This window comes from Cruoricaptor ignavus, assembly GCF_014961145.1.
GTDB lineage: Bacteria > Bacteroidota > Bacteroidia > Flavobacteriales > Weeksellaceae > Cruoricaptor > Cruoricaptor ignavus.
Map to the genome: position 1 here is coordinate 764,727 of NZ_CP063145.1, position 13,881 is coordinate 778,607.

Annotated in this window: 17 protein-coding genes, 1 tRNA gene and 1 pseudogene; 4 read left to right on the forward strand and 15 right to left on the reverse strand. The window is 43.8% G+C overall.

Annotated features, from left to right (window positions below):
- Positions 1–35: 35 nt before the first annotated feature.
- Together IMZ16_RS03535 and IMZ16_RS03540 are read left to right on the forward strand one after the other, a co-directional pair.
- Positions 36–245 carry a DUF2683 family protein gene (locus IMZ16_RS03535; protein WP_073180683.1) on the forward strand — a complete coding sequence of 70 codons (210 nt, stop codon included), beginning with the start codon at positions 36–38 and terminating at the stop codon, positions 243–245.
- Positions 227–508 carry a Txe/YoeB family addiction module toxin gene (locus IMZ16_RS03540; RefSeq protein ID WP_193440515.1) on the forward strand — a complete coding sequence of 94 codons (282 nt, stop codon included), beginning with the start codon at positions 227–229 and terminating at the stop codon, positions 506–508. The genes IMZ16_RS03535 and IMZ16_RS03540 overlap by 19 nt, the downstream gene beginning before the upstream one ends.
- Positions 509–512: 4 nt before the next feature.
- Here IMZ16_RS03540 and IMZ16_RS03545 read toward each other — a convergent pair whose 3' ends face one another.
- The 6 genes from IMZ16_RS03545 to IMZ16_RS03570 form a co-directional block, all read right to left on the reverse strand.
- Positions 513–1,244 carry a DUF4230 domain-containing protein gene (locus IMZ16_RS03545; RefSeq protein WP_193440516.1) on the reverse strand — a complete coding sequence of 244 codons (732 nt, stop codon included), beginning with the start codon at positions 1,242–1,244 and terminating at the stop codon, positions 513–515.
- A 43-nt stretch (positions 1,245–1,287) separates the two neighbouring features.
- On the reverse strand, positions 1,288–1,839 hold the full coding sequence (locus IMZ16_RS03550; RefSeq protein WP_193440517.1) for a hypothetical protein: 552 nt from the start codon (positions 1,837–1,839) through the stop codon (positions 1,288–1,290).
- Positions 1,839–2,840, reverse strand: coding sequence for a LuxE/PaaK family acyltransferase (locus IMZ16_RS03555; RefSeq protein ID WP_193440518.1), 1,002 nt, complete (start codon positions 2,838–2,840; stop codon positions 1,839–1,841). The genes IMZ16_RS03550 and IMZ16_RS03555 overlap by 1 nt, the downstream gene beginning before the upstream one ends.
- A 288-nt stretch (positions 2,841–3,128) precedes the next feature.
- The gene (locus IMZ16_RS03560) at positions 3,129–3,521 is read right to left on the reverse strand and encodes a GxxExxY protein (protein ID WP_317173238.1); all 393 of its coding nucleotides are present in this window, start codon (positions 3,519–3,521) and stop codon (positions 3,129–3,131) included.
- Between the two features lie 80 nt (positions 3,522–3,601).
- Positions 3,602–4,372, reverse strand: coding sequence for a UDP-2,3-diacylglucosamine diphosphatase (locus tag IMZ16_RS03565; protein ID WP_193440519.1), 771 nt, complete (start codon positions 4,370–4,372; stop codon positions 3,602–3,604).
- Between the two features lies 1 nt (position 4,373).
- Positions 4,374–4,817, reverse strand: a complete 444-nt coding sequence (locus IMZ16_RS03570) for a 6-pyruvoyl trahydropterin synthase family protein (protein ID WP_193440520.1) — start codon at positions 4,815–4,817, stop codon at positions 4,374–4,376.
- A gap of 117 nt (positions 4,818–4,934) precedes the next feature.
- Here IMZ16_RS03570 and IMZ16_RS03575 point away from each other — a divergent pair, with 117 nt between their 5' ends.
- Positions 4,935–5,585 carry a ComF family protein gene (locus IMZ16_RS03575; protein ID WP_193440521.1) on the forward strand — a complete coding sequence of 217 codons (651 nt, stop codon included), beginning with the start codon at positions 4,935–4,937 and terminating at the stop codon, positions 5,583–5,585.
- Here the strand turns inward: IMZ16_RS03575 and upp are convergent.
- The 9 genes and pseudogenes from upp to IMZ16_RS03620 form a co-directional block, all read right to left on the reverse strand.
- Positions 5,582–6,229, reverse strand: a complete 648-nt coding sequence (gene upp / locus IMZ16_RS03580; RefSeq protein WP_193440522.1) for a uracil phosphoribosyltransferase — start codon at positions 6,227–6,229, stop codon at positions 5,582–5,584. The two genes, IMZ16_RS03575 and upp, sit on opposite strands and share 4 nt — an antisense overlap.
- Positions 6,230–6,240: 11 nt before the next feature.
- Positions 6,241–7,548 carry a ribosome biogenesis GTPase Der gene (gene der, locus IMZ16_RS03585; RefSeq protein WP_193440523.1) on the reverse strand — a complete coding sequence of 436 codons (1,308 nt, stop codon included), beginning with the start codon at positions 7,546–7,548 and terminating at the stop codon, positions 6,241–6,243.
- A gap of 476 nt (positions 7,549–8,024) precedes the next feature.
- Positions 8,025–8,231, reverse strand: a pseudogene (locus IMZ16_RS03590) (tyrosine-type recombinase/integrase); the annotation flags it as partial.
- Between the two features lie 126 nt (positions 8,232–8,357).
- Positions 8,358–8,888, reverse strand: coding sequence for a hypothetical protein (locus tag IMZ16_RS03595; protein ID WP_193440524.1), 531 nt, complete (start codon positions 8,886–8,888; stop codon positions 8,358–8,360).
- A 14-nt stretch (positions 8,889–8,902) separates the two neighbouring features.
- Positions 8,903–9,271 carry a hypothetical protein gene (locus tag IMZ16_RS03600; protein ID WP_193440525.1) on the reverse strand — a complete coding sequence of 123 codons (369 nt, stop codon included), beginning with the start codon at positions 9,269–9,271 and terminating at the stop codon, positions 8,903–8,905.
- A gap of 5 nt (positions 9,272–9,276) precedes the next feature.
- Complete coding sequence (locus IMZ16_RS03605; RefSeq protein WP_159430207.1) at positions 9,277–9,453, reverse strand: hypothetical protein; 177 nt, start codon at positions 9,451–9,453, stop codon at positions 9,277–9,279.
- Positions 9,454–9,469: 16 nt separating this feature from the next.
- Positions 9,470–9,542: transfer RNA gene (locus tag IMZ16_RS03610), tRNA-Phe, on the reverse strand.
- Between the two features lie 71 nt (positions 9,543–9,613).
- Complete coding sequence (locus tag IMZ16_RS03615; RefSeq protein ID WP_193440526.1) at positions 9,614–11,467, reverse strand: lysophospholipid acyltransferase family protein; 1,854 nt, start codon at positions 11,465–11,467, stop codon at positions 9,614–9,616.
- Between the two features lie 36 nt (positions 11,468–11,503).
- Complete coding sequence (locus tag IMZ16_RS03620) at positions 11,504–12,742, reverse strand: aspartate kinase (RefSeq protein ID WP_193440527.1); 1,239 nt, start codon at positions 12,740–12,742, stop codon at positions 11,504–11,506.
- 118 nt (positions 12,743–12,860) lie between these two features.
- Between IMZ16_RS03620 and fbp the strand changes: the two genes are divergently transcribed.
- Entirely contained in the window at positions 12,861–13,880 is a 1,020-nt protein-coding gene (gene fbp / locus IMZ16_RS03625; protein WP_193440528.1) for a class 1 fructose-bisphosphatase, read from the forward strand.
- Position 13,881: the final 1 nt, after the last annotated feature.

The following is a 13,881-nucleotide window of genomic DNA, read 5'->3' on the forward strand; positions in this document are numbered from 1 at the left end:
AAAGATTTTCTTACTTTTGTAAAAAAAATTGGGTTATGGAAAACATCTTGGTAATGCCGAAAAATGAAAGCGAACTTGAAAAAATAAAGGCTTTTTTGAAGGAAATCCACATTGCATTCAAGCCGGTGAAAAGTGGTGAAATCTCTGAAGAACTTTCAAATAAAGTGGAAGAAGCAAGAGCTGATTATGAAGCCGGACGAACTGTGAGAATCGACCGTAAAAACCTATGGGACAATACTTTATAGAATATTCAAAGCGCGCTGCAAAAGATTTAAAGAGCCTCTCCACATCCGGTTCATCAGCAATTAAGAAAAAAATTGAAAACCTTCTGGAAGAACTTGAAAACCACCCGAGAAAAGGAATTGGTTCGCCTGAGCGCTTAAAGTATTACAACGGCGAAATTTATAGCCGAACAATTAGCAAGAAAGATAGGCTGGTTTATGAAATCTTAGAGAGCGAGAAAGTTATTATTGTCGTCCAATTTCTTGGACATTATGATGACAAATAAATCCTCACGCCTCGATATTCTCCGTATTCTCAGAAACCACCGCATCGAAGCCGATTTTCTTGCGAGATTCTGAAATTTTCTCGGGATTTTCCAGGATGAAGTGGTTGCTGCGCACAAGTTCCGTGAGCATCGTCTGCATCTGCTCTGCCGCAATTCTTGGCAGGTCTGAATTTTTCGCGGCCTCTATCACCTGCTTTTTTCCGTTTTCCTGAATTCTCGCCAAATCTTCTTTGCTGAAAAGGTTGAAAGGCTGCTCCTCGATGTTGTAATATTTGTAATCGGTTTCCGTGGAAAGTATTTCCGGCGCCGGAAATTCCAGCAGGCGGATTTTCCGGCTCTCCTCATCCACAGCCCATTTGAATTTCTCGAAATCGTACCCTACGAGAACTTTCGCCTTCACGATCACCAGCGCTTTTTTCGTCTGCGGAATTACGCCGAGAAGCCTCGACTGCTCTTCGTAATTATAAATTTCATTGAACTGCCCTTCCGCCGAAACAATCTTGAAAACCTTCCGCATACTTTCAATCACGGTGTGGGAATTTTCCAGCACCACAGGCGGTTGGGCTTTCTTCCCGGAAATCAGGAAAACAATCAGGCCGCCCAGCAAAAGCCCGATGAGCAGCATTATTAAAATCGTAAGGTTCTGGTTGCCCTGCCCCATCTGATAAATAAAGTAGCCCAGCACAAGCACGGCAGCTATGCCTAAGCCCCAAACCCAGTATTTCGCGTTTTTCACTTCTATTTTTTTTGCAAAGATAATCAGAGGAAAACTTTCGGCATCATTTCCGCTTCAGTTCCAAAGGATTTGGCAAAATCAATTCTTCCGCCCTGCCTTTCAGCTCCAGCTTTTTGGCTAAAATATTTTGCGCTAATTTCCTGATAAACAAATCTTTATCCACCAATTTCCAGTAAGGATCTTCGTGCAGGAGTTTCGCTTCGCGCACATTGAAAAATTCCGTTTTCCAGGAATCAGGATTGTGGTAAAATTCTATGATGCCGCAATGTTCCGGGATTTCAGAATGCGGCACCAAGCCCATCGGTAAAAGAAAGCTGAAGCGGTTGCACACATAATCGCCACAGCAGATTTTATCGTGCTTCAGGAATTTCTCGCCGGTTTTCTGGTTGGTATAGAATTTTTTGAAATCATTGCGGAAATCCGGCTTTGAAAGTTTAATCTCGATTTCGTGGCTGAAGCCATCCCTGCCAATTCTCAGAATATCGGCTTCCCAATCGCCGTGGAAAAAATTCGTCAGCAGAATTTCTTCCGCGAAATCACACTGAGAATGCAGGAAGTTGTAAACGATTTCGTCAATGTTTATACGCGTTTTCATCAGCTTACCAATAAACTGCAACCACGGATATCAGAGTGGTCTATCCTTCCGGCAACAGAAAATTTCGGGTGAAGGCCTGCGGAATTTTCGTGCAGAATGCCCAAATCCTGCGTGGCGATGAACGCGCAGGAATGGCGGTTCGCCAAATCGATAATGCTGATGGCGCCGTTTTTTCCGGGCGGCATATATGCCATCGGGTCTTCCAGGCTGCGCACCAGGATCCTCATCCAGTTCGGCGATTCGTAGATGTTTCCGCCCAAAGAATATGCCTGGGAAAGCAGCTCCGTCATTGAATATTCTGAAAAAATCCGCTCGCTTTGGAAGCCGCTCTTTAGCGAATCCAGCAACTCATCCTTCGTCATTTCTTCCTTCCTGCCCTTCATTCCGCCAGTTTCTATCACTGTTAAATTTTCGGAAAAGTTAATTTTCTTTTGCGATAAATTTAAAAAATCCAGAAAATCCAACAATGCGAAAGAAACGCCAAAAAGTATAACTTTTTGATTATCAATGCTTTGCAATAAATTAAAGAGTTCCTGGTGATTGTAGAGAAAATAGCCGTTTTCTTTTCTGCCGGATTTTTTCATCAGAAAATCTACCATATAAATTAGCGAAGAATGCGGATTTTCCGAATAATTTGGCAGCAATCCTACAAAAATAAAATCTTCCGGATTGCCGATGAACTGGCGGAAACTTCGCTCAATGCTTTCTTCGTAAAGCTGAAAATCTGCGATGAAATGGCGGGATTTCGTTTGAATATTCGTAGTCCCGGAACTTTGGAAATAATGTTTCGGCGAAAAATTTTCATCGATAATCTGATGCTTCTTGAAGGCTTCGATCGGCAGAAATGGAATTTGTTCCAAGCTGTGAACTTCGGTTGGATTAATATTTAGCAGCTCCACAAACCGCCGATAAACAGGCTCATTTTCATACTGAAACCTAAAAGTTTCCAGGCAGGCTTCCAAAAATCCCGCCTGATTTTTTATTGAGAAAATATTTTTCAAGTTTTTATTTTTTTCTTTAACACTGAGACACGGATTGTTTGTCAATTATTTTGGTTAAAAACACCGAGACACGGATTCTGGTGAGTTTTTCTCTAACACTGAGACACGGATTTTTTTCAATTATATCGATAAAACACTGAGACACGGATTCTGGTGAATTTTTCTCTAACACTGAGACACGGATTGTTAGCCAATTATATCGATAAAACACTGAGACACGGATTCTGGTGAAAATCTCTTTGACAAAGAGACACGGGATTCTGTAAAGAAGTTCCTATCACGGTGCTTCTATAACGCTACATCGCCGTGAATTACCCTTTTGTAACCAGTTTTGAAATACGAGACATTGAAGTTGATGAGCAAGCCTAAACGGCATTTGCTGAGCTTCAAGTATGTGAGAACTTGCGCCAAGTGCAAATTGTGCAATGCATCGCAGGCCTTCACCTCGACAATCACCTTTCCGTTCAACAGCAAATCCACACGATAGAAATGTTCCATCGTTCTACCTTTGTAAACCACGGGCAGCGCTTTTTGCCTTTCTACAAACAGACCGCTTTCGCTCAGCTCATAAAAAAGACATTCTTCATAAATGCTTTCCAACAGCCCTGGCCCAAGCTCGCGGTGCAAACGAAGTCCGCAATCGAAAACTATTTGTGAAATTTCATTCTCGTGCAAATCCATTTTCCAATAATTTGTTTAACTCAAAAGGCCTGTGTCTCCGTGTCTTTTTCACAACATTAAAAAAATTCCGTGCCTCCGTGTTAATCATTATCAAATTCCAGCAATTCAAATTTATCTGTGAAAACGCCGTAAGTGAAATACGAAATCCAATCGCCAAGGTTGATGTATTTGGACTTTCCGCCGTATAAATCCAGCTCCATCGGTAAATGGCGGTGGCCGAAAATAAAATAATCGAAGTGCTGCGTTTTCAGTTTTTCTTTGGCGTAAAGTATTAAAAATTCATTCTCTTCGCCGAGAAATTTCAAATCTTCCGCGCCGGAAATCAGCTTGTTTTTCTGTGAAAGATGCGTGGCAATCTTCACCGAAATATCCGGGTGAATCCAGCGGAAAGCCAGCTGTGCCAAAGGATTCATGAAAAGCCTCTTCATCCTTTTGTAGCCTTTGTCTCCAGGCCCTAATCCATCACCGTGCGCAATCAGGAATTTTTTCCCGCCGATTTCAAATTCCTGCTTTTCGAAAAAAACCGTGATGCCCAGCTCTTTTTCGAAATAATCCTTCATCCACAAATCGTGGTTGCCCACGAAAAAATACATTTCTACGCCGCTGTCTTTCAGCTCTGCCAGCTTTCCCAGAACGCGCACAAAACCTCTGGGCACCACGGTTTTCCATTCGTGCCAGAAATCAAACAAATCGCCGAGGAGAAACAGCGCCTGGGCATCTGGCTTTATCATTTCCAGCCAGCGCACGAACTTTGCTTCCCGCTTTTTGCTCGAATGAAAATCCGGCGTACCAAAATGCTGATCGGAACAGAAGTAAATTTTCTTACCAGGCTGTAAATCAATCCGTTTCATCTCAATTTTCTTCCGCGAACCATTCTCCGTAAGAGTTTTCCGTCTCGTGAAGTTTCAAGTAGGCAAGCTGCACGGTTTCTGGCAAATTTCGCCGCAAAATAGCAGCGATGGCATACAGCATATTTTCGCAGGTTGGCTGGAAGTTGCAGTAAATCACGCGGTGCCCCTGCTCTTCCAGGGTTTTGCCCAGATCTTTGTGCGGCGATTGTGCATTCAGTAGAACGGCGTGGTCCCACACCTTCACGATGTGCTCTTCCACGATGGATTTAATGTCGGCAAAATCCACCACCATACCGTTTTTCGGGTGGTCTAAATCCTGTACCGGCTCACCTTTCACGGTCACGAAAAGCTTGTAGGAATGGCCGTGCATATTTTTGCACTTGCCGTCGTAATTAAAAAGGATGTGTGCAGTTTCGAAGGAAAAAATTTTGGTAACGCGTATCATCCCGCAAATTTACGATGATAATGGGAAACGCGGAAAAATGGAAATCAATAAAGTTTCTATAAAATTTTTTGATAAATTTCGCTCATCAATTAAAAAGCTAAAACCTAGCTCAAAAATATGCTTCTCGATTTGCTGCTACCGAACCGCTGCCTGCATTGCAACCGCATCATCCCTGCTGCAATGCCGGTTTGCGAAGCCTGCGAAGCGCAAATCCATTACACCCACTGGAATTTCGACGATAAAAATCCGCTGGCGCAAAAATGCCGGATGCTCTTCCCTACCGAAAAAGCCTTCGCGCTAATGCATTTCGGCAAGGAAGGACTGAGCCGCGAACTCATCCACAGCCTGAAATACAGGCAGCGCGAAATTCTTGGGAAAATGCTTGCCGAGCGAGTTGCCGAGCGCGTTATTTTTGATGACGACAAACCGCAGCTGATAGCATCTGTGCCGCTTCATCCTAAAAAACTCCGACAGCGCGGCTACAATCAGCTGCATCTTTTTGCGGATGCTTTGTCGGAAAAATGGAAAATTCCGCACAATAAAAATTTGCTGAAAAGAAACATCCATAAAAAATCCCAAGCCACCAGTAAATTTGACGAGAGATTTAAAACGCAAAACATTTTTAGCCTAAGCAAAACAATTGAAAATCAGCACATTATGGTTGTAGATGATGTATTCACCACGGGCAATACGATGGCAAGCATTGCGTGGGAATTCCTGAAATCAGAGGGCAACAGGGTAAGCGTTTTGGTAATGGCGATGGATTAGTGCTGTAGTTTTTCTCCGAAAGATAAATCGCCGGCATCGCCAAGGCCAGGCGTGATGTAGCCTTTCGCCGTCAGGTTTTGGTCTAATGCACCTATCCAAAGCTTGGCCTTTGGAAAGGCTTCCTGCAATGCATCCACACCCTGCTGCGCTGCAATTGCCGCCTCGATGTGAATTTGCGAAGGCGTACCGTGATTGAGCAAATCCTTCAGCGCTTCGATTAAGCTTGCACCTGTAGCCAACATTGGATCGGCCACGATTAGAGGCCTGCCGTCAATATTCGGGCAGGTGAGATAATCCTGCTTGATGGAGAAATAATCGTTGGCATCGTGCTTTCGGTATGCCGCCACAAAACCGCAATCCGCTTTGTCGAAATAATTCAGTACGCCCTGAAACAGCGGTACGCCAGCACGAAGAATGGTGACAATCACTGGCTGCACGGCGATTTCCTTCACCGTGATTTTGTCCAAAGGCGTCTGGATCTTCTTTTCCGAAAAATCCAGCGTTTTAGAAATTTCGTAGGCCGCAATTTCGCCGATACGTTCCAGATTTCTGCGGAAGCGAAGCCTATCCTGCTGTACGCCCACATCACGAAGCTCATTCACCCAGGAATTTACCAGCGAAAAATTTTGGGAAAGGATGGTCATACTTTTCAATTTTATTTCTGCCGGAAATACACCTCAAGCGGAACTCCCGTGAAGCCGAAATTTTTCCGTAACTGATTCTCCGTGAAGCGTTTATAAGGCTCCTTCACATATTGCGGCAGGTTGCAGAAAAATACAAACTGTGGCGAAGGCGTTCCCAGCTGCACGCAATATTTTATTTTGATGTATTTGCCCTTCAGTGCAGGAGGCGGATTTTCCTCAAATATTGGCAGCATCACCTCGTTCAGCTGGGATGTTTTGATTTTTTTGCTGCGGTTTTCGTAAACTTCCATCGCCGTTTCCACAGCTTTCAGGATGCGCTGCTTGTTTTTTGCCGACACGAAGAGTATCGGGACGTCTTGAAACTGCCCGAGTTTTTCGCGGATGCCTTTCTCAAAATCGCGCATCGTATTGGTTTCCTTTTCCACCAGATCCCATTTGTTCACAAGGATTACGATGCCCTTTCTGTTGCGTTGCGCAATGCCGAAAATATTCATATCCTGGCTTTCCCAGCCTTGCGTGGCATCCACCATTATTATCACCACATCAGAATGCTCTATCGCCCTCACACTGCGCATCACGGAGTAGAATTCCAGGTCCTCCTTCACCCTGGCTTTGCGGCGCATTCCCGCAGTATCCACCAGCACAAATTCGTGGCCGAACTTGTTGTAAAGGGTTTCGATGGAATCCCTTGTTGTGCCGGCAATATCCGTCACGATGTTTCTTTCCGCATCCAGCAAAGCGTTGGTCAGGGTAGATTTCCCGACATTCGGTCTGCCTGCTATCGTGATTCTTGGCAGGCCTTCAAACGGATCGGTGTAATCTGTGGTCGGGAAATCCTTCACAATATCGTCCAGCAGTTCTCCGGTTCCAGAACCTGTGGCGGAAGAAATGGTATAATATTTTTCGATGCCCAGCTGATAAAATTCCGTGGCAGGCAATTCTTCCTTGGCGGAATCTACTTTGTTCACCACGGTATAGAAGGGTTTTCCGCTCTGCCGCAGCATCCGGAACATTTCCTTATCGGTTTCGGTAAGGCCTTCCTCCACATTTACGAGGAAGATTATGGATGTGGCCTCATCCACAGCAAGCTCCACCTGCTTATCGATTTCCTCCTGGAAAATATCGCCGGTATTTACTTCGTAGCCACCGGTATCAATCACGGTAAACTCCACGCCGTTCCAGTCGGATTTTCCGTAATGCCGGTCTCTTGTAACACCGGAAGTACTGTCCACAATGGCTTCACGCCTTTCCAGCAGCCTGTTGAACAGGGTAGATTTCCCGACATTCGGCCGGCCGACAATTGCCACAATATTGCTCATAAGTTCAGTAAAAAATAAACGCTGATAAATATAGTAATTTACCAGCGTCTTTCCCGTTTAATTTCTTGTGGTTTCTCCAGGAAGATGCCACAACTTTACAAGCATTGTAAGATTAAACAATTTATATTTCAAACACAATCAGGTAACCGAATGGGAACCCTTCTCTCCACTTTTCTGAATTTCTTCGTCAGCAGATGCGACAAAGGTAATAAATAATCTGATACCTATATGAATTTTGAACAGGCTAATTTTTAAGAATTTGGCGGACTTCTTCGTAATTGAGACCTGCCCAACTGCAGAACTCCCGGACACTTATAAACTGATGCTCATTTTTGCCTAAATCCGTGCGGATTTTCTGCAATAATTCGCGGCTGTAACGCTCACTTCTGCCAGTGATTTGCATAATGTCCTTTGGGTTAATACTCATACACTATCCATACTTAGGCTATACTTTAATTATAAATAAAAAAGCCACTTTAGATAGTGGCTTTTTTTGCAGTTTCAGCGGTGCTTTTCTGCTGCAGTAAAGTCCGCAGGCTGGTCATATCTTCGCTGACTTTTTTATCTAGGACTTTGGCGTAATGCTGCGTGGTCTTGATGTTGCGGTGCCCAAGCATTTTGCTGACGCTCTCAATCGGGACATTGTTGGAAAGAGTAACGGTGGTAGCAAAAGTATGTCGGGCACATTCTGAGATTTGATTAAAACTTCTTTAATATCCTTGGTGGAAAGGGAATCTTTTTTTTCTTGGGCAATTGCAAAAATTCCCAGACACAGCATTAATGGTAATATAGTTTTTTTCATATTTTTTTTAAAAAGAATAGCCTATCCTTAAATGAATATCAAATTCCCCATAATTTCTATAGTTGAATTCGTGTCTTAGTCCTATACCAAAGCCAGCTTCATAATTAAAATGATTGCCTAAATTCCTTCTAATCCCCCATTTCGGAACAAAAGAAATGCTCTCAATTGTTTTTAGATTTTTATTGTTAGAGAAGACTACAGCATCCGGCCTGTAATTAATTGCAATTCCAAAAAAATTCCCTGAATTGTAATTTATTGGGTAGCCTTTTTCAAGTCTTTTTTCAAGGTTATAATAATATCTTGGTTCAAGTCTAAAATTTGGATGCCATACAGTGCCGTCTCCTACAAGCCAAATAGGTTCAATTCCAATTTCTGATCTTAGAGCAATTGACCTTGACAATTTTAATTCGTTGTTTGCCCAAAAACCAACAAAGCCTGTCTGAATATTGAAGATTGATTTTTCGAGACTGGTGGTTTTCTCTTGAGACAGTGCTAAAGTAGAAATAGTAAGTAGAGCAATTATATATATATATTTCATTTTTTGTAATTTAATTATTGTTTTGTAACAGACCAGCTGCCATTTAAAGATCCTTGTTTCCAAGTTCCTGATTTAGCATTTAAGTCGCCAGACAGATAAAAACCAGAATTTGAATAGGTGAACATAATAATACCATTATTATAGACTAATCCATAGAAAGTCTCTGAAACATTATTGAAAATTCGTCTCACTTCTATATTGCCAGCTTTATAGACCGTGATTTGTAACTGTCCGTTATCAGAGCCTGTATAAACTCCATACCAGTTTCCCTGGTATGGAGAAGTGTAATTTCTTAACTCTGTATTAAATTGATGTTGCTCAATAATTCGCTGGCAACCGGTGAAGCAAAATACAATAATTAATAAAAAAGTTAATCGTTTCATTTTTCTTAATTATTTATAGTACTAATCTTACTCCCATGCCATTCTATTGTAATATCATCTGTCGTTGCATTATAACGGACAAAATTATTTTCTACTTTTGCAGTAGAATTTTGTTTTACTGGCGTTCTGCCAGTTAACCAAAAACGCTGATAAATCAAAGGATTTAGCAGCGTTTGCATCATTTTGTAATAAAACTTGTGGTTTCTCCAGGAATCGAACCAGGGACACACGGATTTTCAGTCCGTTGCTCTACCAACTGAGCTAAGAAACCATCACTCGATTAGAGTGGTGCAAAAGTAATATTATTTTATTTAACCTGCAAATTTTTGATTTTATTTTTTTTCAAATCTTCATAGACGACTGCTCACCGGACGAGTAATCTGACATTGCCGGCTCAGGCTTGCTCAATTCTTCCAGCACAGGCTTTATCGTGCTCTCCGGCAAGTCGCTGATGCGGATGTACATCAGCCCGTCTATAGCATCGCTAAAGCTGGGATCCACATTGAAGGCGATTACTTTCGCATTCTGCTTGATGTATTTTTTGATGAGCACCGGCATCCGCATTCCGGGCTCCAGATCGTCTATTATTTTATCAAGCTTGTTCAGGTCGGTGTCGATTTCCTGAAGGAAGAGGTTTCTGTCGCGCCTGTCCATCTTTATCCGGTACTCATTTTTTGGGTGTACATACTGCGCCAGAGCAGAATCATAATAGTTGGAGCGCATAAATTCAATCATCAGCGCCTTGGAGAAAGACGAGAATTTATTCGAAATACTTACGCCACCCATCAGAAAATGATGATCAGGATTGCGCAGGCACACATACACGATGCCGCGCCACAGCAGGAACAGCGGCAAAGGTTTCTGCTGATATTCCTTTAAAATATAGGCCCTCCCCATCTCAATGGTTTTATGGAAAAAAGGCTTCAGTTCAGAATCGAAATCGAACAGCGATGCCGTGTAGAATCCTTTGATACCCAGCTCTGCCATTATTTCCCTGCCAAGCCCCATCCTGTAGGCACCGGCGATTTTCTCTGCTTCGTTATCCCAAAGAAAAAGGTGGCGGTAATGCTGGTCGTACTCATCCAGGTCGAAAGGAAGGTTGCTCCCCTCCCCTACCTCGCGGAAGGTAAGCTCGCGCTGGCGCCCAATCTCCCTCATTATCGACGGGATTTCTCCGTACTCGGCAAAATAAACCTCATAGCTTCCGTTGGCGAAAAGCAATTTCTCCGCACGCCTCAGCGCCTGGATCTCGTGCCTAAGATCTTCCCTCGGCGTTTCAGAGATAATGTTCTGAACTACGCTGCCCGAACTTAGGTCATGAAAGTTCAGACGCAGATTCGGAAGTTTCAGCAGATCGCGGATCTTTCGCCGCCTTTCGTAGTACGCCTTCAGAAGATAGATTTTTTTCCGCAAGAGTTCCTCAATTTCCCCAGCAGATTCCGCTGCTTCAATGTTTTTTGCAGAGACGGCCCTCCCAATTCTGATGCGCACCGGTTCGCCGCGCTTCCGCATCATTTCTGCGGGCAGCATCAGGGTCTGGAGATCGGGGTGTAGCCGCGCCATTCTGTAAAATATCCGGCTGTTCTCTGCGTGGAAATACATCGGAACTACCGGTACCCCGGCAGTTTTTATCATTTTTAAAACTGCTTTCTGCCACTCGCGGTCGCGCAGCTCGCGCTCTGCATTATTTTTGTTGGATACTTCACCCGCCGGGAAAATGCCCACACAGCCACCATTCTGCAGGTGCCGCAGAGTTGCCCGCATCCCGGAGGTGCTACTGAAGGCATCTTTCCTGCTTTCAAAAGGGTTCACGGGGATTACATAATCTGCCATAGGCTGAATTTTTTGCAGAAGAAAATTTCCCATTATCTTGAAATCCGGCCGCGCATCGCTGAAAATCTTCGTCATCAGCACCCCGTCGATCGCCCCAAGCGGATGATTTGCCACCACAATGAAAGCCCCGCCAGCAGGGATGCGCGTGAGATCTTCTTCAAAAACCACATACTGTATGCCGAGCTCCCGCAGAAAGGTATCAAAAAACTCATTACCCTGTAAGTCTTTCACCTTATCGTACAGGGCATTCACCTCATCAATTTTTGTGAGATTCATCACGCCGCGCGCGATTGGTTTTTTCAAAATACCCGCTCTGGAAAGCCCCGCGGCGGAAATCAAATCCTCCTGAGTGATAAGACTCATCGAAAAATATTTAACAAAAAACTAAAGTATGAAAATTTAGCGAAACACAATCTGTAGTGCAGAAGGGCTTGATTGCTCGATAAGCACATCTTTCCCCTCGTAAAATTTCTCCAGATCCCCAGGCGAAAAATGGCGGACAGTGAAAAGCGAGACATCCTTCACAAGGTCAACTTTGTAATCTTTCCTCAATTCAGAAATTAATTCTTCCAGGTTTCGGAATCTATCTTCCAGACACAGCGCGAGCGATATGGCAGAATTCTGCATCAATGAAATGTTAATTTTATTTTGAGCTAAAAGTCTGAAAATGTGGCTCATATGCTCCTCAGCAATGAAGGAAAAATCTTTGGTTGAAATTTTCAGCAAATGCTGGTTCCGCTTTAAAATATAGCTTTCAACAGATTGATTATCAAGGCTTAATCCTATTTTTGTACCGCTAGCCGACGGTTCTAGAAATGATTTAACGAAAAAAGGAATATTCTTCTGCTTCAGGGGCTGTAAAGTTTTCGGGTGAATGACCGACGCACCATAATAGGCAAGCTCAATAGCCTCCTCATAGGAGATGCTCTTCAGCAGCTGTACATTCTCAAAAACCTGCGGGTCGCCGGTCATCACGCCCGGAACATCTTTCCAGATAGTCATTGATTCCGCGTCGAGGCAGTACGCAAAAATCGCTGCGGAATAATCGGAGCCTTCCCTGCCGAGTGTTACAGTAGCGTCCTTCTCATCGGAGGCTATAAACCCTTGAGTTACAGCAGGTAAACTCATTTCCAGTTCAGAGATTTTCTTGGCGGTTGCGTCCCAATCCACATTGGCTTCCCGAAAATTGCTGTCTGTTTTTATCACGCATCTCGCATCCAGCCAGTTGTTGTAAAAACCCGCATCATTCAGATAAGCGCTGAGGATTTTTGATGAAATAATTTCTCCCGCGCTTACCACCTGGTCATAAGCAAAATCATAATCCGCCGAAGGATTTTCTGTTAAAAAATTAAAAATCTCAGAAAACTTTAATTTTATTTCCGAAAAAATAGTATGGTTCACCTGAAATAATTCCTCGGCTATATCCAGGTGAAAACTTTCCGAATCGCGAAGCTTGCGCACAAAATCCTCTCCCGCCGCCCAAGCATTTACCACCGCTTCCAACGCATTGGTTGTTTTTCCCATTGCCGATACTACAAGCAGGCATTCACCAAACCCCTGAGTATCAAGAACTTTCGATACATTTCTTACCGCTTTGGCATCTTTTACAGACGCTCCGCCGAATTTGAAAACCTTCATAATCTGCCATCATTTATACCTCAAAATTAAAATGATGATTCTTATCTGCAAAATTTTATTGAGCCAAGCGTGAAATATCAGTAAAAATTTTGCAAATTTGTGAGTAAATATTTCAGAAATGGCAGACCAGAATTTTCAGACGCTCGGCGAGTTTATCATTGAGAAACAGGAAGATTTCAAAGCTTCCACCGGAGAGTTTTCCAGGCTGATCAATGCGATGAAACTCGCTGCAAAAATGGTAAACCGCGAGGTAAATAAGGCCGGGCTGGTGGACATCGCAGGCGTGGCAGGCAGTACGAATATACAGGGTGAGGACCAGCAGAAACTGGATGTGCTCGCCAACGAAATCTTCATCGAAGCGCTCTCTCAGCGGGAGGTGGTCTGCGGCATCGCAAGTGAGGAAAACGACGATTTTATTGAGATAAAATGTACCAAACGCGGCCACCTCAGCAAGTATGTGGTGCTGATAGACCCGCTGGATGGCTCTTCCAACATCGATGTAAATGTCTCCGTAGGGACGATTTTCTCCATCTACCAGCGCGTGTCCGAGCCCGGCACACCTGTAGAGATGCGCGATTTCCTGCAAAAGGGCGAAAACCAACTGGCTGCGGGATACATTATTTACGGCTCCTCCACAATGCTCGTGTACACAACAGGAAACGGCGTGAATGGCTTTACCCTCGACCCGAGCCTTGGTACTTTCTACCTTTCTCATCCGAATATGACTATTCCCGAAAAGGGAAAAATTTATTCAATTAATGAAGGAAATTACATCAAATTCCCTCAGGGCGTGAAAGATTATTTAAAATACTGCCAAATGAATGAGGATGATAGACCTTATACTTCGCGCTATATCGGTTCGCTTTGCGCGGATTTCCATCGGAATATGATAAAGGGCGGCATCTACATTTACCCATCTTATGCCAAGGCGCCGAACGGCAAACTGCGCCTGCTTTACGAGTGCAACCCGATGGCTTTTCTGGCTGAGCAAGCCGGCGGAAAAGCGAGCGACGGTTTCCAAAGGATTATGGAAATAGAGCCTACGGAGCTGCATCAGCGTGTGCCGTTTTTCTGCGGAAGCCGAGAGATGGTAAGCAAGGCTGAGGAATTTATGGCTAAATATGAGGGAGCAGAATAAG